This is a genomic window from Tenacibaculum aestuarii (genome assembly GCF_964510395.1).
Classification (GTDB): domain Bacteria; phylum Bacteroidota; class Bacteroidia; order Flavobacteriales; family Flavobacteriaceae; genus Polaribacter; species Polaribacter aestuarii.
Window position 1 is genome coordinate 229,046 of the sequence record NZ_CAZEFY010000001.1, and the last position, 19,600, is coordinate 248,645.

The 19,600-nt window shown below is 33.2% G+C and carries 20 protein-coding genes; 7 read left to right on the forward strand and 13 right to left on the reverse strand.

All coding sequences use genetic code 11. The features are described from left to right. Positions 1-226 precede the first annotated feature (226 nt). Positions 227-3,091, forward strand: a complete 2,865-nt coding sequence (locus ACKTSU_RS01145; protein ID WP_408034552.1) for a TonB-dependent receptor — start codon at positions 227-229, stop codon at positions 3,089-3,091. Between the two features lie 49 nt (positions 3,092-3,140). On the opposite strand, the gene ACKTSU_RS01150 is transcribed toward ACKTSU_RS01145, so the two are convergent. After that, a complete protein-coding gene (locus tag ACKTSU_RS01150) occupies positions 3,141-3,905 on the reverse strand; it encodes a UDP-2,3-diacylglucosamine diphosphatase (RefSeq protein ID WP_408034553.1) in 765 nt (254 codons plus the stop codon). Positions 3,906-3,999: 94 nt separating this feature from the next. On the opposite strand from ACKTSU_RS01150, the gene ACKTSU_RS01155 reads away from it, so the two are divergent. Then, positions 4,000-4,446, forward strand: a complete 447-nt coding sequence (locus ACKTSU_RS01155; protein WP_408034554.1) for a nucleoside deaminase — start codon at positions 4,000-4,002, stop codon at positions 4,444-4,446. Between the two features lie 30 nt (positions 4,447-4,476). Here ACKTSU_RS01155 and ACKTSU_RS01160 read toward each other — a convergent pair whose 3' ends face one another. Continuing rightward, the gene (locus tag ACKTSU_RS01160; RefSeq protein WP_408034555.1) at positions 4,477-4,971 is read right to left on the reverse strand and encodes a methylated-DNA--[protein]-cysteine S-methyltransferase; all 495 of its coding nucleotides are present in this window, start codon (positions 4,969-4,971) and stop codon (positions 4,477-4,479) included. Beyond that, on the reverse strand, positions 4,964-5,728 hold the full coding sequence (locus ACKTSU_RS01165; protein WP_408034556.1) for a TatD family hydrolase: 765 nt from the start codon (positions 5,726-5,728) through the stop codon (positions 4,964-4,966). The genes ACKTSU_RS01160 and ACKTSU_RS01165 overlap by 8 nt, the downstream gene beginning before the upstream one ends. Before the next feature lie 81 nt (positions 5,729-5,809). Here ACKTSU_RS01165 and ACKTSU_RS01170 point away from each other — a divergent pair, with 81 nt between their 5' ends. Next, entirely contained in the window at positions 5,810-6,289 is a 480-nt protein-coding gene (locus ACKTSU_RS01170) for a retropepsin-like aspartic protease (protein ID WP_408034557.1), read from the forward strand. Between the two features lie 122 nt (positions 6,290-6,411). On the opposite strand, the gene ACKTSU_RS01175 is transcribed toward ACKTSU_RS01170, so the two are convergent. Further along, complete coding sequence (locus tag ACKTSU_RS01175; RefSeq protein ID WP_408034558.1) at positions 6,412-7,599, reverse strand: pyridoxal phosphate-dependent aminotransferase; 1,188 nt, start codon at positions 7,597-7,599, stop codon at positions 6,412-6,414. Between the two features lie 23 nt (positions 7,600-7,622). After that, positions 7,623-8,714 (reverse strand): fatty acid desaturase family protein, encoded by a 1,092-nt coding sequence (locus tag ACKTSU_RS01180; protein WP_408034559.1) that lies wholly within the window; start codon positions 8,712-8,714, stop codon positions 7,623-7,625. Positions 8,715-8,859: 145 nt separating this feature from the next. Between ACKTSU_RS01180 and rsmG the strand changes: the two genes are divergently transcribed. Further along, entirely contained in the window at positions 8,860-9,489 is a 630-nt protein-coding gene (gene rsmG / locus ACKTSU_RS01185; protein ID WP_408034560.1) for a 16S rRNA (guanine(527)-N(7))-methyltransferase RsmG, read from the forward strand. On the opposite strand, the gene ACKTSU_RS01190 is transcribed toward rsmG, so the two are convergent. From ACKTSU_RS01190 to chrA, 5 genes are all read right to left on the reverse strand, one after another. After that, entirely contained in the window at positions 9,486-10,112 is a 627-nt protein-coding gene (locus ACKTSU_RS01190; protein WP_408034561.1) for an arsenate-mycothiol transferase ArsC, read from the reverse strand. The two genes, rsmG and ACKTSU_RS01190, sit on opposite strands and share 4 nt — an antisense overlap. Position 10,113: 1 nt before the next feature. After that, positions 10,114-10,581: a DUF6428 family protein gene (locus ACKTSU_RS01195; RefSeq protein WP_408034562.1), complete on the reverse strand. Its 468-nt coding sequence runs from the start codon at positions 10,579-10,581 to the stop codon at positions 10,114-10,116. Between the two features lie 48 nt (positions 10,582-10,629). Beyond that, on the reverse strand, positions 10,630-10,959 hold the full coding sequence (locus ACKTSU_RS01200; protein WP_133534951.1) for an ArsR/SmtB family transcription factor: 330 nt from the start codon (positions 10,957-10,959) through the stop codon (positions 10,630-10,632). 78 nt (positions 10,960-11,037) lie between these two features. After that, positions 11,038-12,270 carry a DEAD/DEAH box helicase gene (locus ACKTSU_RS01205; protein WP_408034563.1) on the reverse strand — a complete coding sequence of 411 codons (1,233 nt, stop codon included), beginning with the start codon at positions 12,268-12,270 and terminating at the stop codon, positions 11,038-11,040. A gap of 48 nt (positions 12,271-12,318) precedes the next feature. Then, a complete protein-coding gene (gene chrA, locus ACKTSU_RS01210) occupies positions 12,319-13,440 on the reverse strand; it encodes a chromate efflux transporter (RefSeq protein WP_408034564.1) in 1,122 nt (373 codons plus the stop codon). A 155-nt stretch (positions 13,441-13,595) separates the two neighbouring features. On the opposite strand from chrA, the gene ACKTSU_RS01215 reads away from it, so the two are divergent. After that, positions 13,596-14,231: a YceI family protein gene (locus ACKTSU_RS01215; RefSeq protein WP_408034565.1), complete on the forward strand. Its 636-nt coding sequence runs from the start codon at positions 13,596-13,598 to the stop codon at positions 14,229-14,231. A gap of 79 nt (positions 14,232-14,310) precedes the next feature. Here the strand turns inward: ACKTSU_RS01215 and ACKTSU_RS01220 are convergent, their stop codons facing one another. From ACKTSU_RS01220 to pruA, 3 genes are all read right to left on the reverse strand, one after another. Beyond that, on the reverse strand, positions 14,311-15,021 hold the full coding sequence (locus ACKTSU_RS01220) for an NYN domain-containing protein (RefSeq protein ID WP_408034566.1): 711 nt from the start codon (positions 15,019-15,021) through the stop codon (positions 14,311-14,313). A gap of 243 nt (positions 15,022-15,264) precedes the next feature. Further along, the gene (locus ACKTSU_RS01225; RefSeq protein WP_408034567.1) at positions 15,265-16,176 is read right to left on the reverse strand and encodes a glutaminase; all 912 of its coding nucleotides are present in this window, start codon (positions 16,174-16,176) and stop codon (positions 15,265-15,267) included. A gap of 143 nt (positions 16,177-16,319) precedes the next feature. Beyond that, on the reverse strand, positions 16,320-17,945 hold the full coding sequence (pruA, locus tag ACKTSU_RS01230; protein WP_408034568.1) for an L-glutamate gamma-semialdehyde dehydrogenase: 1,626 nt from the start codon (positions 17,943-17,945) through the stop codon (positions 16,320-16,322). A gap of 140 nt (positions 17,946-18,085) precedes the next feature. Between pruA and ACKTSU_RS01235 the strand changes: the two genes are divergently transcribed. After that, on the forward strand, positions 18,086-18,802 hold the full coding sequence (locus ACKTSU_RS01235; protein WP_298996924.1) for an NRDE family protein: 717 nt from the start codon (positions 18,086-18,088) through the stop codon (positions 18,800-18,802). Between the two features lie 35 nt (positions 18,803-18,837). Beyond that, on the forward strand, positions 18,838-19,509 hold the full coding sequence (locus ACKTSU_RS01240) for a hypothetical protein (RefSeq protein ID WP_408034569.1): 672 nt from the start codon (positions 18,838-18,840) through the stop codon (positions 19,507-19,509). The last annotated feature ends 91 nt before the right edge of the window (positions 19,510-19,600 follow it).

Sequence of the window (19,600 nt, forward strand, 5' to 3'; positions counted from 1 at the left end):
TTAAAAGAAAATAAGGTAAAGAGGTTCTAGGTATTGGGAAGTTTTAAGAAGCGTAAGTTTCTATTGAAGTACATAAGTTGTTTTGTTGATTTTAACGAATAGTAGTTTTTGTGTTAATGTGTTGTGAATGATTTATTTAAGGATATTCTTGTTAAGGGTTGTAAATATTAGTATGTTTATAGTTAATTAACGTTTTTAATATAAAAAACAAAAAATAAATATGATTATGAAACAAAAAATTAAATTAATAGTTTGTGTTTTATTGATGTCATTTACATCAATGATTGGTCAGACGATAAAAGGAAAAATTACAGATACTAATGGGGTAGCTTTGCCTTTTGTAAATGTAATAGAGAAAGGAACTACCAATGGTGTAACTACTGACGATAATGGAGAGTATTTTTTAAAAGTAAGCCAGTTGCCTGTTACGGTTATAGTCTCTTCAGTAGGATATAGAACGAAAGAAGTAGAAGTAACTGATAGTTCTTATCTTACAATAGTAATTGAAGAATCAAGTGAGTCCTTAGAGGAGGTGGTAATTGTAGGTTCTCGTAATAAAGGGAGAGTCGCAATAGATTCTCCTGTAGCTATTGATGTGTTAGATGTTTCTAAGCTTACTGAGTCGGCACCACAGGTTACGGTGACCGAAATTCTAAATTATGCAGCACCGTCTTTTAATTCTAATCCTCAATCAATTTCTGATGGTACGGATCATATTGCGCCAGCAGCATTAAGAGGATTAGGTCCAGATCAAGTATTAGTGTTAATCAATGGAAAAAGACGTCATAAAACTGCTTTGGTAAACGTAAATGGTACTTTTGGTAGAGGTTCAGTGGGTACAGATATGACAACAATTCCATCAATAGCTATTGAAAGAATTGAAATTCTTAGAGATGGTGCAGCAGCTCAATATGGTTCAGATGCTATTGCAGGAATCATAAATATCGTCTTAAAGAAATCTACAAATAAGTTAGAAGTTAACTTAACAACAGGTGCTAATTTTACAAGTGAAAGTAGCCCAGAGAGAGATATAGATGGAGAAAAATTAAACTTAGGGTTAAATTATGGATTGCCAATTGGTAAAGACGGTGGATTTATAAATTTTACTGGAAATTTTGATTTTAGAGGATGGACTAATAGAATGCAAGAATGGGAAGGCTCAATATTTAATGCATATAATTCTATTGAAAGAGTTGCAGCAGCAGATGGGTATAATATTTCAAATCTATTAGATGATGATTTAGATGATATTTTTAATTACGCAGGTGATGCAGGAATTACATTGAATGGTACTGAAACAAAAGAAGAATTACGAACAATCTTAGGGGCTGATGTTACCGAAGCAGAATTGTTAGCCCGTGGCTTGAAAAGGAGTGATTTTAACATGAGAGTAGGGCAATCTAGGGTAAGAGGAGCGCAATTTTTTGCAAACATGGAAATTCCGTTAGGAAATGAAACCTTTATTTATGGTAATGCTGGTTTAAGTTACAAAAATGGTAATGCGGCAGGTTTCTATAGATTACCAAATCAATCTAGAGCATACACTCCAGCATATATGAACGGATTCTTACCAGAGATAAATTCTAATATTCAAGACAAATCATACGCGGTTGGAATAAAAGGAAAGTTAGGTGATTGGAATGTAGATTTTTCAAATACATTTGGTAGAAATGAGTTTAATTACTTGATAAGCAATTCAAGCAATGCATCTTTAGGTAATTCAACGCCTTTTGAAGCGAATTCAGGAGGGTTTTATTCAAGTGAAAACACGACAAATATTGACCTTAGTAAGTTTTACGAAGACGTAATGGCTGGCTTAAATATCGCTTTTGGTGCTGAATACCGTTTAGAAAATTATGGTATTGTAGCAGGGGAGGAAGCATCGTATGCACAATACAATACATTGGGTAATGTACACGATCCAACAGATCCTAGTTCAATGGTTCCTGAAGATTTTTTTGGTAACTCAAGACCGGGAGGTATTCAGGTGTTTCCTGGGTTTAAACCAGAAAATGAAGTAAATTCATTCAGAAACTCTATAGCAGGTTATGTAGATGTTGAAGCAGATATTACAGAATCTTTTTTATTAAGTGGAGCTGTACGTTATGAGAATTTCTCAGATTTTGGAGGTACTTTAAATGTAAAAGTAGCATCTAGGGTAAAAGCTTCTAAAAACTTTAATTTAAGAGCTAGTTTACAAACAGGGTTTAGGGCACCATCATTGCATCAAATATCTTATAGTTCAACCAGTACGTTGTTTGTAGATGGTATACCAAATGAAGTTGGGGTGTTTTCAAACACTTCGAGAGTTGCAAGGATTTTAGGAATAGGTAAACTAAAAGAAGAAACTTCTTTTGGATTTTCTGCAGGATTTACAGCAAAAGTGCCAAGTGCAAACTTAAAGTTTACAGTTGATGGATATATAATAGATATTGATGATAGAGTAATATTAACAGGAAGTTTTGATGATAATGGAGACGCTGAGTTGGAAAGATTGTTCCAACAAGCAAATGCTACACAAGCAGCATTTTTTGCAAATGCTGTAGATACTCAAACAAAAGGAGTAGATATTGTTGTAGATCACAAAGCAGATCTTTCTGATAAAATGAGGTTAACTAACACTTTAGCGTTTACATTTTCAAAAACGAATGTAGAAGGTGTGAATATTCCAACTGCTATAGAAAACGCAGGATTATCTGATACTTATTTTGACCCAACAAGTAGAATTTATTTAGAGTCTGCTGTTCCTACAACAAAAGGAAATTTATCACACAATTTAACGGTTAACGATAAATGGAGTGTCTTTTTAAGGAATAGCTATTTTGGAGAAGTTGAAGAAGCAACTAACAGTAACGATCCTTCTATAGATACTACCTTTGGAGGAAAAATTGTTACGGATCTTTCTTTTGGATACAAGTTTAATAAGAGCCTAAGTTTAACATTAGGAGCAAATAATTTATTTGATGTTTATCCAGATAAAAACGACCCTGCTTTTAGATCTGATGGAAGATTTATCTACTCAAGACGTTCTGTACAGTTCGGAACTAATGGTAGACATTTATTTGCTAGATTACGTTTTGTATTAGATTAACATTGGAATAAGCCATAAAAAAAGCACCTTTTTGAGGTGCTTTTTTTTATTAATTATATTCTTTTAAAACTAATTTATTATTTTCAAAAACAGCATAGGTGTAATACTGAATCCAATCCCCTGTATTAAGGTAAACACTGTTCTCTTTAAGTTGAATTTCTAAAGGGAGATGTCGGTGTCCAAAAACAAAATAATTGTAGTGCTTGGTTTCTAATTTACGCTTACAATATTGTACTAACCACTCATTATCTTCGCCTAAAAATTTAGCGTCTTCATCACCAGAAATCAATTTGTTTTTTACAGACATATATTGACCTAATCGAACACCTAAATCTGGATGTAACCAACGAAACATCCATTGAAATAAAGGAAACGTAAATACTTTTTTCATACGTTTATACCCTTTGTCTCCTGGTCCTAGTCCATCTCCATGACCAATTAAAAACAATTTATCATTGATTTTAAATTCTTGAGGAGAATGATACACAGGAATGTTTAATTCTTTTTCAAAATAATCATGCATCCATAAATCGTGATTCCCAACAAAAAAGTAAATAGGAATACCACTGTCTTTTATTTCTGCGAGTTTACCTAAAACGCGTACAAAGCCTTTGGGAACCACAGTTTTATACTCAAACCAAAAATCAAATAAATCACCTAGAATAAAAATTGCTTCAGCATCTTTTTTAACTTCGTTTAACCATGTAACAAACTTTTGTTCACGAGGAAAACTAGCCTCAGAAGTTGGAGCTCCTAAATGTTGATCGGAAGCAAAATAGACTTTTTTATTTTCAGAAGTGTTGATTGAAATCAAATCGTAAATTTTGGTAAAAATAAGTATTTTACTCAGAGTTAGCACAAACAAATTTTGGCTACATTTGTTTAAGAACTTACATGAATCCACGTATATGAATCCGTTTGATGATACTTACTTTATGAAAAAAGCCTTACAAGAGGCTGAGCTTGCTTTTGATAAAGGAGAAGTTCCAGTAGGTGCAGTAATCGTTTTTAATAATCAAATTATTGCTAGAGCGCATAATTTAACTGAGTTGTTAAACGACGTTACAGCGCATGCCGAAATGCAAGCTTTTACTGCAGCAGCAGATTTTTTAGGCGGAAAATATTTAAAAGACTGCACCTTGTATGTTACACTAGAACCTTGCCAAATGTGTGCGGGAGCGAGTTACTGGACACAAATAGGTAAAATAGTGTATGGAGCAAGTGAGCCAAAACTTGGTTTTAGTGTATTAAAAACAAAATTACATCCAAAAACAAAGTTAATATCAGGGGTTTTAGAAGAAGAATGTGGTTATTTATTGAAGAAGTTTTTTATTGAAAAACGTAATTTAAATTAAACATAACTTCATTGTTTGATTTTCTAAAAATTAGAATAATGTTTGTTGTTTTGCTCCACTTTCGTGTTCTAATAACCATTTTTTACGCCAAACACCACCTGCATATCCTGTTAACGAACCATCAGAACCTACAACTCTATGGCAAGGAATAACTATCCAAATAGGATTTTTGCCATTCGCTGAAGCTACCGCACGAATTGCTTTTACATCTCCTAATTGTTTGGTTTGTTCTAAATAAGTTCTGGTTCTTCCAAAAGGAATGTTTAATAGCTCATTCCAAACCGATTGTTGAAAGGTTGTTCCTTGTGGATTCAATTGTAAATCAAACACTGTTCTTTTTCCAGCAAAATACTCATCAAGTTGAGCGACACAATTTTGTAAACAAGACGGAGTCTCTTTCGGAATGCTAATTGTAGCCGAAGTATTTTCATCCAATACCGAAATCGATTGGATTCCGTTTTCATCGCCATTAATTTTGGCAATCCCGATAGGAGTTTTATAATATGTGGTTTGTAAGTTAGACACCAAAAACGTCTTTAGAGTTCTGTGTTGTAATTTCCGAAATTTCTTGAAAAGTCAATCCATAAATATCTACTAACTTATCCACAACATTAGTTATGTAGCTACTTTCATTACGTTTACCTCGGTATGGAGTTGGAGCTAGGTATGGAGAATCTGTTTCCAAGACGATATGTTTGATATCTATTTGATTTAGAAACTTATCAATTTTTCCGTTTTTAAAAGTGGCAACACCTCCAATTCCTAATTTCATGTTGTATGAAATTGCCTTTTCAGCTTGTTCTAAGGTTCCTGTAAAGCAGTGGAAAATTCCGAATAAATCATCTCCTTTTTCAGTTTCTAATACCTCAAAAATTTCATCAAAAGCATCACGACAGTGAATAACAATAGGTAATTTTTTTTCTTTTGCCCATTGAATTTGAGTACGAAAAGCTTCTTGTTGTTGTGGTAAAAAAGTTTTGTCCCAATATAAGTCGATACCAATTTCACCAATCGCATAAAAATTACGTTTGTCTAGCCATTCTCTTACATGTGCTAATTCTTCTTGGTAGTTCTCTTTTACCGAAGTAGGGTGTAACCCCATCATTAAAAACACATCGTCCGGGTAGTTTTTTTCTAAATCGAACATACGTTGAGTATAAGAACTATCAATCGCAGGAATAAAGAAACGAGAAATACCAGCTTCTTTGGCACGTTGCATCATTTCGTTTCTGTCTTCATCAAATTGACTAGAATATAGGTGTGTATGGGTATCTGTTATCATATTTTTTTAAAGAAAGACCTTTCGCTAAGGCTCAAGGTGACATTGTATTATTGTATCTTTGTGATGACAAAAGTACAAGAAATGGCAAGTTTGAAAAAAGTATTACGAAAAAAGAAATACATCAAAATAAAACTTAAAAAAATGGTGACGAATCATTTAGAGTTAGATGCGGAGATAAATGGTGTTATGGGAAGGTTTATTTTAGATACAGGCGCTTCTAATTCTTGTGTTGGGCTAGAGTTAATAGAGCGTTTCAAGCTTATTTCTGAAGAAAGTGAGGTAAAGGCGGCGGGTGCGGGAGCAACAGATATGGAGACGCAAAAGTCAGAAAATAATTCATTGAAAATAGGGAAGTGGAAAACTGAAGCTTGTGATTTAGTATTGTTTGACTTAACGCATGTAAATACTGCCTTAAAACAACATAATGCACAAGAAGTTGATGGGATTATTGGTGCAGATATTTTAGAAGCTGGAAAAGCGTTTATAGATTACAATAAAAAAGCATTGTATTTAAAGAAGCCAAAAAAGAAAAAGGTTAGAAAATTGAAAGTTCCTTTTTAATCGCAGGGAGATAGCCAATTGTTTATCATAGGAAGATTTATAAAAAGTAGCGCTTACTAACAAAAAAGACCTCACAGATTTTAGAAAGTTGTGAGGTCTTTTTTTATAAAGGATTTTTAGTTTTAACTTAAAACTTCTTTAATTCTTTTGATAGCTTCACGTAATTGTAATTCAGAAGCAGCATATGATAAACGGATACAGTCTGGAGCACCAAAAGCTTCACCAGTAACTGTAGCTACATTAGCTTCTTCTAATAACAACATAGAAAAATCGTTAGCATCTTTAATTTCTTTTCCACGGATGGTTTTTCCGAAGAAATCAGAAATATCTGGGAATACATAAAAAGCACCTTCAGGTACGTTTAATTTGAAACCGTCAATTTCACCTAATAATTGTAATACTAAATCTCTACGGTTTTTAAACTCATCTACCATGTACTGTACTTTTTCTGGCGATGCTTTTACAGCTGTAATTGCAGCACGTTGTGCAATACAGTTGGTTCCTGAGGTAATTTGACCTTGCATTTTTGTACACGCTTTTGCAATCCATTCAGGAGCACCAATATAACCGATTCTCCATCCTGTCATAGCAAATGCTTTTGCTAATCCGTTAACAGTAATGGTACGGTCGTACATGCTTTCAATAGCAGCAAAACTAAACGGCTTTGTTCCGTAGTTGATGTGTTCGTAAATCTCGTCTGATAAGATATAGATGTTTGGGTGCTTTTCTAACACTTTAGCTAAAGCTCTATATTCTTCTTCGCTATAAATTGTTCCACTTGGGTTGTTTGGCGAGTTAAAGAAAATCATTTTTGTTTTTGGTGAAATAGCAGCTTCTAATTGTTCTGGAGTGATTTTGAAATCATTTTCAATAGAAGAAGGAATTTCGGTAAATTTAGCCTCACACAAAGTTGCAATTGCAGAATAACTTACCCAATATGGAGCTGGTAATAATACTTCATCACCAGGGTTTAATAATACCTGAGCTACGTTAGCAATAGATTGTTTTGCTCCTGTAGAAACTACCACTTGATTAGGAGCATATGTTAAGTTATTATCACGTTTAAACTTTTCGCAAATAGCTTCTTTCAACTCTACGTACCCGTCAACTGGAGTGTATGAGTTGTAATTTTGATTGATAGCTTCAATAGCGGCATCTTTAATAAAATCAGGAGTATTAAAGTCTGGTTCTCCTAAACTTAAACTAATGATGTCTCTACCTTCAGCTTTTAACTCTCTCGCTTTAGCAGCCATTGCTAAAGTTTGCGATACTGGTAAACTTTGAATTCTGTTTGATAATGCGTTTGACATTGTGTTGTTATGTTGTATGTTGATTATGCTAATTGAGGTTTTCTTCCTAACTCAGCTAAATGTCTAAAGTGTTCAATAACTGCTCTACGAGTTGTTTTGTATTCGTTATAAGGAAGGTTGAATTCCTTAGCAGTTTCTTTTACAATCTTAGCTAATTTATCGTAATGAATATGCGATATATGTGGGAAGATATGGTGCTCTACTTGATGGTTTAATCCACCTGTATAGAAATTAATAAACCAGTTTTTAGGTGCAAAATTTGCAGTGGTATATAACTGATGAATAGCCCAAGTGTTTTTCATGTTTCCGTCTTCATCAGGTAAAGGAGTTTCTGTTTTAGGAACGATGTGTGCTAATTGGAAAACTACACTTAAAATAATTCCAGCAGTATAATGCATTACAAAAAATCCGATTAAAACTTTCCACCAAGCAACATCCGTAATTACGATTGGTAATACCAACCAAAGGGCATAATAAATCACTTTAGAAACTACTAATTTTGTCCATTCTTTAGCTGGGTTAGGAAATTCACCGTACGATAATTTGCGCTTTAAATAGCTGTGCATTTGCTTAAAATCGGTCGTAATTGCCCAGTTAATAGTTAACAATCCGTATAAAAAGATTGAATAATATTTTTGGAATTTGTGAATCCATAACCATTCAGAGTGTTTAGAAAAACGGATGATTCTACCAGCATCCATGTCTTCATCATGATCTTGAATGTTTGTGTAGGTATGGTGTAACACATTGTGTTGTACTTTCCAGTTGTATACATTACCTGCTAAAATATAAATACTACTTCCAAAAAGTTTGTTTACCCATTTTTTGCTTGAGAAAGATTCATGGTTAGCGTCGTGCATTACATTCATTCCAACTCCAGCCATTCCAACTCCCATTAATACAGTTAAGGCTAATTTTATCCATTGAGACATATCAATAGTTAAAATTAATATGAAAGGAACAATAAAAGTAGCTAACATAATTATTGCCTTTGTGTATAATTTCCAGTTTCCTGTACGTTTAATTTCGTTTTCTTTAAAGTATGTATTAACTCTTTTGTTTAGAGTTCTAAAGAACTTTGTTTTGTCTATTCTTGAGAAATTTACTGTCGTCATTTGTTGTTTGTTTGTCCCGCAAAAATAAACGTTTTTAGTTCACGGTTATTGCTATAAGCCAACTTTTTAAGCAGATTAATATCTTTTACTTAAAAATTAACTATACCAAATTGTTTTTTATTTTTGCAGCGGAAAAAATCACTAGATGGAACTTATAAAAAAATACTTTGGCAATTTAACGGAAACACAATTAGAACAATTTTCTAAGTTGCAAGAATTGTATCAAGATTGGAATTTAAAAATTAACGTTGTTTCTCGTAAAGATATTGATGAGTTGTATTTACGTCATGTACTGCATTCGTTAGGAATTGCAAAAGTTATGGAGTTTAAAGCTGGTGCCAAAGTAATGGATGTAGGTACTGGTGGTGGTTTTCCAGGAATTCCGTTAGCTATTTTATTTCCTGAAACTCAATTTCACTTGGTTGATTCTATCGGAAAAAAAATTAAAGTAGTAAATGAAGTTGCTGAAGGCTTAGGTTTACAGAATGTAAAAACGACTCACGGGCGTGTTGAAGAAGTAGATGATACGTATGATTTTATTGTAAGTAGAGCTGTGGCACAAATGGAAACATTTCATCGTTGGGTGAAAAATAAAGTACACAAAAAGCAAAATCATGCACTTAAAAATGGGATTTTATATTTAAAAGGTGGTGACCTTACGGAAGAACTTGCGAACTTCCCTAAAGCCACCATTTATGATTTACCAGACTTTTTTGAAGAAGATTTCTTCGAAACTAAAAAAGTGGTGCATTTACCTATGAAATATAAAGGTTAAGCTTTTACAGTAGAAAAAACATAGTGCATTTCAGCTGCAATTTGTAAACTGCGCTCTAAGTATTTTTCTTTTTCTAAAGATGTTCCGTCATATAATTTAGGATCTTCATAAGTAACAGGTACTCTTTTATCAGCACCAGCAATAAAAGGACATCCTTCATCAGCTTGTGAACAAGTCATTATGGCACCAAAAGCTGAGGTTGGATTAAAGTCATCGTCATACTTTTTAGAAAAACCTATAATAGGAGGTATGTTATCAGCATACTTTACCGCGTAAATAGGATTTGTTTCATTAGATAATTGTTGAATTTTAAATCCGTTATCAACTAATGTTTTTACCACTGTTGAATTCATAGCGGTAGCTTCTGTACCACCAGAATAAGTGTTTACATTTGGTATTTGATAGTGATACGCCATGGTTTGTGCCCATACTTGCGACAAATGACTTCTTCTGGAGTTGTGTGTGCAAATAAAATTTAGGCTTATCATCTCCTTATTCTCCAGTTTTTCCTGAATGTAATTTACAAGTGGTTGTAAAACTTCTTTTCGTTCTTCCGAAACAGTTGGTAAACTAGAAATAGTTTTCTGTAGTTCAGAAAACAGAGTTGAGGTTCTTGCTTTCATATTAACAACATCCTGAGTTAGGTTCACATGCAGTTTGTTTTTGTAAATCAGATAATTTTACTCTTGGTTTTTCTTGTGGAATCCCGCAGTTATCTTTCGCTAAACAATCTGTTTGTTTTGTAGTTAATAAGAAGTTAGTTCCGTCAAAATCTAATCCATACTTACCAATAGTACTTCCTTGGTATTCTACTTCAATTTCTAAATCAGGAAAGTTTAATACTTTTTCTGATAATTCAATAATATGGATTAATTTTTCCGGGTGTAAACGATGATCATAATCATTAGCATTCCATAATTGGAAGTTTACAACTTCTTCATTTCTAACTACACCACCACAATCGATAAAATTTTTGGTGATTTTCCCTACTTCTGTTACGTGAAAATGATTAGGAACTAAGCTACCGTCAGGTAATTGAAAAGCAATAGTTTTTAATGTGCTTAAATGTTGTTTGATTTCTGATAGTTTCATGGTCTTTAATATTTATTGTAATATTACGATTAATAGATTCAAATTTTTTTAACAACAACTCTGGTTATTCATATCAAGGTTTAAAAAAGAAGAAAGTAAGGTTTTAATTTCTTTCCATGTTGATGGATTGATGCAATAGCAAACGCTAGTTCCTTCAATAGTTCCTTTAATAATACCAACCTTCTTTAATTCTTTTAAATGCTGTGATATTGTAGGTTGCGCCAAACCGATTTCATTTACCAAATCACCACAAACACAAGAATTCAATTTGAATAAGTGTTGTATAATAGCAATACGCGCTGGGTGCCCTAACACTTTTGCAATCGTAGCTAATTGATTTTGCTCTTCAGTAAATATTTCTGATTTGGTTAATCCCATTGATTTATTATTATATTGCAATATTACGATTAATAAATAAAATACCAATTACTTTTAATGTTATTTTTTATAAAAAGTTTAATACCAGCGTTTTTTCTTCTTTTTAGAAGCTTCTGATTTTCTTCCTTTTTTGTGTTTACTAACAGTGTTGGGTTGTTTTTTCTTCTTTGGTTTTGCTAGAGGGAATGGATGGTCTTCTACAATTTTTATAGTTCTATCCATAAATTCTTGAATAGCTTTGATGTAAGAAGTTTCATCGGCACTACATAAAGAAAAGGCGATTCCAGATTTACCAGCTCTACCTGTTCTACCAATTCGGTGCACGTACGTTTCAGGAATGTTAGGTAAGTCAACATTAATTACAGCATCTACTTTGCTAACGTCAATTCCACGAGCAGCAACATCTGTAGCAATTAAAATATTGGCTTTGTTATTTTTGAAATCTTCTATAGCTTGGTTTCGTAAGTTTTGCGACTTATCACCATGTACGCTGGTTGCTTTGTATCCGTTTTTTTGAAGTGTTTTTTCTAACTTATCAACTCCAAATTTGGTACGACGAAATATAATAATACGACCTTTTATGGTGTTGCGTAATAAGTGCAAACACAAATCGACCTTATGTTTTTTGGGTGTGTAATATAGTAACTGACCAATGTTTTTAGAAGTAGTCTCCGCAGGTGAAATGTCTACCTTTTCAGGATTGCGTAGCATTGATTTGGCTAAATCGTTTACCTTATCAGGCATCGTTGCAGAAAACAGTAAGGTTTGCTTTTTACGCGGACACAATTCTTCAATCTTTTGAACATCTTCAATGAAGCCCATGTCCAACATTAAATCAGCTTCATCTAGCACCAATGTTTTTAGTTGACGAACATCAATACTACCTTGTTTGTGTAAGTCGATAAAACGACCAGGGGTAGCAATTAAAATATCGATACCTTTTTCCAAAACATCTTTTTGAGGCTGGGTAGCAACACCACCATAAATAACCGTAGTTCTTAAATTAGTGTATTTGCTATAGCTTTTAAAGTTTTCTTGAATTTGAATCGCTAATTCACGAGTAGGGCTTACTACTAATGCTTTTATCTTTTTGGCTCTTTTTTCAACATCAGCTTCTTCAGAAAGCTCTTGAATAATAGGCAACGCAAAAGCAGCTGTTTTACCTGTACCTGTTTGAGCAGCTACAATCACATCTTTTTTATTAAGTACTAACGGAATTACTTCTTGTTGTACTAAAGTTGGTTTGTGGTGTCTTTCTTCGGTAAGTGCTTTTAAGATAGACTTGCTAAGTTGTAGGTCTGAAAACTGCATCAAATATTTTTTTGCAAAGGTAGGCTAAAAGGAATGATATTATAAGGTTTACCAATAAGTTAAAATATATCCTAACATAGCGCCTCCTAAAACGATAAAAGCACTATTTAATTTTTTTAAATAAAAAACAGCTACTAGGCTTATAATAGCAATAACAATAGTACGCCAATCAGTTATGGTATCTTTTGCCATTTCAATACATACAGCAATTATTAGAGCCACGGCAGCTACATTTACAGCATCTAGAATAGCACCAATAAGCTTCGATTTCCTCATTTTAGGAATCAACGGATTTAAAACTAAAACAAAAAAGAAGGATGGTAAAAATATCCCTACAGTTGCTGCAAGTGCGCCAGTTATTCCATTCATTTGCCAACCAATAAAAGTAGCGGTAGATAAAACAGGACCTGGAGTTATTTGTCCTACAGCAACTGCATCTATTAGTACTTGTCTTGAAAGCCATCCGTTAGCAACCAATTCTGCATCTAAAAAAGCAAATAATACATAACCACTTCCGTATAAGATTGCTCCAACTTTTAAAAAGGTAAATAAAATTTTCAGATTGTTAACTTGAAGCGTTTCACTCGCCTGAAATATAAAAAAAGGAAGTATGCTGGTTAAATTATTACGGTTTTGGTTGAAAAAATAGAGTAACGCACCTAGTAAGCCACAGCCAAATAAAGCTGCTATTTCGTTAACACCTAAAAGGCAGGCAACTAAAGTAATTAACCCTAAAATAGCTAAAGATGTATTCTTTACAGCTTTTTTACCTAATCGATAAGCTGCCATAACAATAATGGCGATTACTGCGGGTTTTATTCCGTAGATAAAAGGTTCAACTTTAGGAAGCTGACCATATTCTTGGTATAACCACGCAACTATTGATGTAATTACTACGGCAGGAAAAATAAAACAAAAGCCAGCTGCAATTAACCCTTTCCAACCAGCTCTTTCATGTCCGCAATGCATGGTCATTTCAGTAGAGTTTGGTCCTGGTATTAAATTAGTAGCTCCCATTAAATCTAGAAAATGTTGCTCAGTCATCCATTTTCTTTTTTTAACAACTTCATCTTCCATCATGGCAATATGCGCAGCAGGTCCGCCAAAAGCAATACAACCTAGTTTAAAAAATAGTTTGGCGACTTCTTTAAGTTGAGTTTTTTGTGACATTTTAAAGTGTTAGAAAAATAGATTTTAGTGGTTTTTGGAGGTAAATTTAAATAAAAGTACACTGGTTAAAGCTTTTTTACACTTTTTTGACAATTGATTTACACTTTTAACGGAAGGTTGCGATAGTTTTGATGAAAACTTTAAAAACGAATATTATGAAAACCATTAAAAATAGAATTTTGTTAGTTGGGGCGTTGCTAACTATAGTTTTGGTAAGCGGATTTGCTAAAAGTACTTCAACAGTTACACCAAAAGAGGAAAAAAAGGTGACAGAAACTGTAAAAAATCAAACAATCAATATGTTTGTAACACATGGTCATTGTAGCACACCGTTTGGTGGTATTGTAAACGATTTAAAAGTAGATATTCCTGTGCGAATGGATGCTGGAAACCCGTTAGAAAACATGCGTATTTCGTTTGAGGTTGACCCAAACTCATTTAAAGCGTGTAGAGGTGATGTGGCTGATTTAACCAAAAGAGTTAAAACTAAAGGAGTGTTTATTAGCGATAACAACGAAAAAATAAGGTTTAAAACGACCAATGTGTATGTGATGGGAGTAGATTGGTATCAAATTAATGGAGTGCTATCTATTAAAGGAGTGGAAAGAGAGGTGAAGTTTTTTGCTACTGGAATTAGAAATTCATACGAAAGTATGTCTAGTGAACTGGTATTACAAGGGCAAGTAAATTTATTGGATTGGGGTATTGATTATGACAAGCTAGTAAATGGACAATCGTTAGATGTTCCTACAAAATGGTTGTATTTGAATATGAAAATTGGGTTGAGTTAGTATACCCTAAAAGAACATTAGACTTTGAAAAATTAAAAGCCAGAGGAGAAAATTTTCTCCTCTGGCTTTTAGTTTTTTATTATTTGTCAGATTCAGATGTGTAATCTTTGCGAGACATGTTTTTTATCGACATTAAACCATCAATATGTTCATGAAGACTTGAATCAATATTATTCATCATTGGATCTAAAATGAAATCAACACCTTCTTTTCTAGCAAATTTAGCCGCAGGAACAAAATCACTATCTCCTGCTATCAAAATAATTTGATTGACACGTTCTTTAAATGCTAGAGTAGCAATATCAAGGCCTACTTTCATATCAACAGCTTTTTGATTCAAGGGGTAAGTTAAATCGTCATCTGTTAAATCAGAAATTTTAATTTTTTTTGTAAGTAGTGGTTTTGTATGTCTTGCATTTATAGTCCATAATCGAGAACTATTTTTTAAGAAACCGAGCCTTAATGCTATTTTTCTTTGTTGCTTTAAAGTTGTAAACAACTTATTTCTAAATTTAAATTGATCGGTATTTTTAAAACTAAATGATTTTCCGCTGATGGGTTTTTTTGAATCACCATCAAATGGTTTTGCATCGTAATAAAAAATTCGATAAAGTTCTGTAGGAGGAAGTCCATATCTACTTCTATACCTGTTAATCTTTTGTATATGTCTAAAACAATAAGAAACGATATTTTTAGCTACAACTTCAGGTTCGTCTGTTTTTTCAAACCCCTTTATGTATTTATATCTTCTTAGAAAGAATCCCCCATCAATTAAAATAGCTGTTTTCATACTTTATAGTAAAAAAAAAGTCCAAAGTCAGTATTTGTCGCTATAATTCCTTAAGAAAAAAACAAAGTCTTAAGGTGACAAATCCGCTCGATGGACATTATATACTACAAATGTAGTGAAATATATTTTTCTGCAAAACTTTTTATATTCTCTTTTTTTATATCAATTTTTGTACCAAAAAATAAAAAGTGCGTTTAAGAATTAAGCTGTTTTAAAAAAAGTAAAACTCCAATTGGATTAAACCTAAAAAATAGACTGTTCAGAAAGGGTGGTAAACTCCTCTAAAAAGCGCATACCTCTGTAGGAGTTTCCTTTTTTATTCAATTTAGGACTCCATACTGCAATCGCATACTGGTTAGGGTGTATGGCAATAATACCACCGCCAACTCCACTTTTTCCTGCAAGTCCAACTTTAAAAGCAAACTCCCCAGATTCGTCATAAAAACCGCAAGTTTGCATTAATGCATTGATTCTTTTGGATTGACTTTTAGTTAGTATTTGTTCATCTTGTCGTGTTTCTCCGTTATTGGCTAAGAAGAAAAACAATTCAGAAAGTTGTTCGCAAGTGAGTTCCAACGAACATAAATCGAAATAGAAATCCAATACCACTTCAGGGTCATTGTATATGTTTCCGTAGGACTTAATAAAATTACATAAGGCAACATTTCGATATCCTACCGATTTTTCAGAAGCCGCAATTTTTGCTGAGTAGTTAATATCTTGATTTATCGAAAGACTTTTAATGAAATTCAATAAATCTTCCTTAGGGTTTATCAAGCTACTAATTAAAATATCAGCAATTACAATAGCACCTGCGTTGATAAACGGATTTCTAGGAATACCATTATCCGTTTCCAGTTGTATCAATGAGTTAAAACTATTTCCAGAAGGTTCTACACCTAATCTGTCCCAAATAGATTCACCAAGATGCTTATACGCCAAACAAAGAGATAATACTTTAGCAATACTTTGTATAGAGAATTTTTCTTGAAAATTACCTAAACCAAAATTGGTGTTGGAAATGGTTGATATATGCACACCAAATTTTTCTGAATCAATGGTGGCCAATTCAGGAATATAGGTAGCTAACTCACCTGTGTTTTCAATAGGAGTTATTTTCTCATATACATTTTCAAGTATTTCTTTGTAATTCATCGTTTTTAAACATCTCGAATGGTTGCTAAACGAAATTAGTTGAATTCTGTTTGAAAACAAATAAAAAAGCAACCTACTTGGTTACTGAGCGTAGCCGAAGTGAGGTTGCTTTTAGTTATATAAAGTTCCGTAATCGGAATATCTTATCCTAAGAAAGGGTAACGGTAATCAGTTGGAGAAACAAATGTTTCTTTGATTAAACGAGGAGATACCCAACGTAATAAGTTTTGAGCAGATCCTGCTTTATCGTTTGTTCCTGAAGCTCTTGCTCCACCAAATGGTTGTTGTCCTACTACAGCTCCTGTTGGCTTATCGTTTATGTAGAAGTTACCAGCACAGTTTTCTAATGCCTTAGTAGCTTCAGCAATTGCATAACGATCTGTAGAGAATACAGCACCTGTTAAAGCGTATTCAGAAGTTCCGTCAACTAATTGTAATGTTTCAGCCCAATCAGCATCCTCATATACATATACAGTTACTACAGGACCGAATAATTCAGTTTCCATAGTCGTGTATTTAGGATTAGTAGTTAAGATAACTGTTGGCTCGATAAAGTATCCTTTAGATTTATCGTAGTTACCACCTGCAATAACGTCAGCGTCAGCATCAGCTTTAGCTTGATCGATATATCTAGCTAATTTATCAAAAGATCCTTCGTGGATTACAGCTGTGATAAAGTTGCTCATATCTTCTGGAGAACCCATTTTGAAAGAAGCGATATCTTCTTTTACATAATTTAAAGTTTCTTCAGCTAATGATTTTGGTAAGTATACTCTTGAAGCTGCAGAACATTTTTGTCCTTGGAATTCGAAAGCACCACGAGAAATACCAGTAGCTACTTGCTTAGCGTTTGCTGATGGGTGAGCAACGATAAAATCTTTACCTCCTGTTTCACCAACAATTTTTGGATATGTTTTATAAATATGGATGTTTTCTCCAATTTTCTTCCAAATATCTTGGAATACGTTTGTAGAACCAGTAAAGTGGATTCCAGCAAAATCAGGAGAAGCTAATACAACTTCAGTAATATCAGCAGGATTTCCTAATACTAAATTGATAACACCATCAGGTAAACCAGCTTCTTTAAAGATTTGCATAATTACGTTAGCAGAAAAAACTTGGCTACTAGAAGGTTTCCAAACTACAACATTCCCCATCATTGCTGCAGATGCAGGTAAGTTTCCAGCAATAGCAGTAAAGTTAAACGGAGTTACAGCGTACACAAATCCTTCTAATGGTCTGTATTCAACGCGGTTCCAAATTCCGTCATCAGAATTAGGTTGCTCACTGTAAATATCAGTCATATACTCTACGTTGAAACGTAAGAAGTCGATTAACTCACAAGCTGAATCGATTTCTGCTTGATGAACTGTTTTAGACTGTGCAATCATTGTTGCAGCATTAATCTTTGCACGGTAAGGACCTGCGATTAATTCAGCAGCACGTAAAAAGATAGCAGCTCTTTGTTCCCAAGGCATTTGTGCCCATTTAGTACGAGCTTCTAAAGCAGCAGCAATAGCTTTTTTAGCATGCGATTTGTCTCCAACATGAAATTGTCCTACTACATGTTGATGATCGTGAGGAGGAGTCATGTTTTCAGTCTTTCCTGTTCTAACTTCTTCACTACCGATATACATTGGTACATCCATAGATCCGTTAAAATATTCTTTGTATTGTTTAGAAACTGCTTCGCGCTCTGGAGATCCAGGAGCATATCCTTTTACAGTTTCATTAATGGCAGTCGGTACGTGAAAAAATCCTTTTCCCATTTTTGTATGTTGTTTGTTGAATTAAATTTCTTTCTTTGTTATTGAAAAGTCTTGAAAACTTTCTTAAAAAGACAAAGTTAAGGTTATTTTAGGAATATTTAGGTGGACAAAAGGCTTGAATTTAATAAAAGGAGAACAACATGTGTACGGTAACTTATTTACCTTTAAAGGATAATAATTTTATTTTAACTTCTAATAGAGATGAAGATCCGAAGCGTAAAACAATTGCGCCAAAAACTTACTGTGAAGAAGGAGTGAAGTTAACCTACCCGAAAGATGAACTGGCAGGAGGCACATGGATTGGTTTAAGTGAAAAACACCGATTGATTTGTTTATTGAACGGAGGTTTTACCAAACACAAAAGAGCGGAATCTTACCGCATGAGTAGAGGAGTTATTGTAAAGCAATTACTAAAGGTTGATAACCCTGTTGAAATGATTAAAGGTTTTAATTTTGAAGGAATAGAGCCATTTACAATTGTGTTGGTAGATTGGGCAAACGAACTAAAAGCATATGAACTGGTTTGGGATGGAGTTGAAAAACATTTTCAGGAGTTGGGTAATGAGCCTAAAATATGGTCGTCTTCAACTTTATATGGTGAAGAAATGAAACAATTAAGAAGAGAATGGTTTTCAGAATGGTTAAATACTACTCAAGAGATTAATCAGTTAAATATTGTTAACTTTCATCAAGATGAAACTAGAGGAACTCCAGAAATTTCATTAAAAATGAAACGTAGTTATGTTGAAACAGTAAGTATTACTTCTGTGGTAAAAAAAGACAATGAACTTACCATGACTTACTACGATTTACATTCAAATATTAACACAATACAAGAAGAAATCATTCGTTCGTAATTAAACCTATTTGGTATCTTTGCCAAAAAATTAATATGAACAAAAGATTACTATTGCTATTCTCACTTATTTCTACTTTTTTGTTTACAAGTTGCTTTGAGTTTGTAGAAGAAGTTAGCTTTAATAAAGATGGTTCGGGTAGTGCTGTATTAACTATCAATTTAAGTAAGAGTAAAACAAAATTAGCCTCAATAATGTTGCTTGATAGTATTAATGGTTACAAAGTACCATCTAAAACTACTATTAGAAACAAAGTAAACGAAATAGTTTACAAAATAAAGCAGACCAAAGGGGTTCATAACGTAAAAAACACGTTAGATTTTAACGAATTTATCGTAACTGTTTCGTGTGATTTTGATAATGTTGAAGCTTTGAACGAAGTGATTTCTAACTTCAGTTCAAAGAAGCATATAGAAGCGATTAAGAAAAATCAGCACTTTACCTATAATAAAGAAAACAAAACGTTTACTCGTAGTCATCATTTCGATTTAGGAAAAGAGTTTCAAAAAACAAAAAATCAAGATCGTAAAGTATTTGAAACGGCTACTTATACGAGTGTTTATCGATTTGAAGAACCTATAAAATCGACTGAGAATAACCAAGCAAGAATATCAAAAAGTAAAAAAGCAATTATGCTGCATTTACAAGCACAAGATATTATATCGAACACACAAACAATCAAAAATAAAATACAATTAGAAAATTAAAATCAGGGTGAAACCCACATGGTTAAAAGAATCTTTTAAATAGAAAGTATAAAGATTACTTTAATCATCAAAGGTTACTTATGATTTTAAA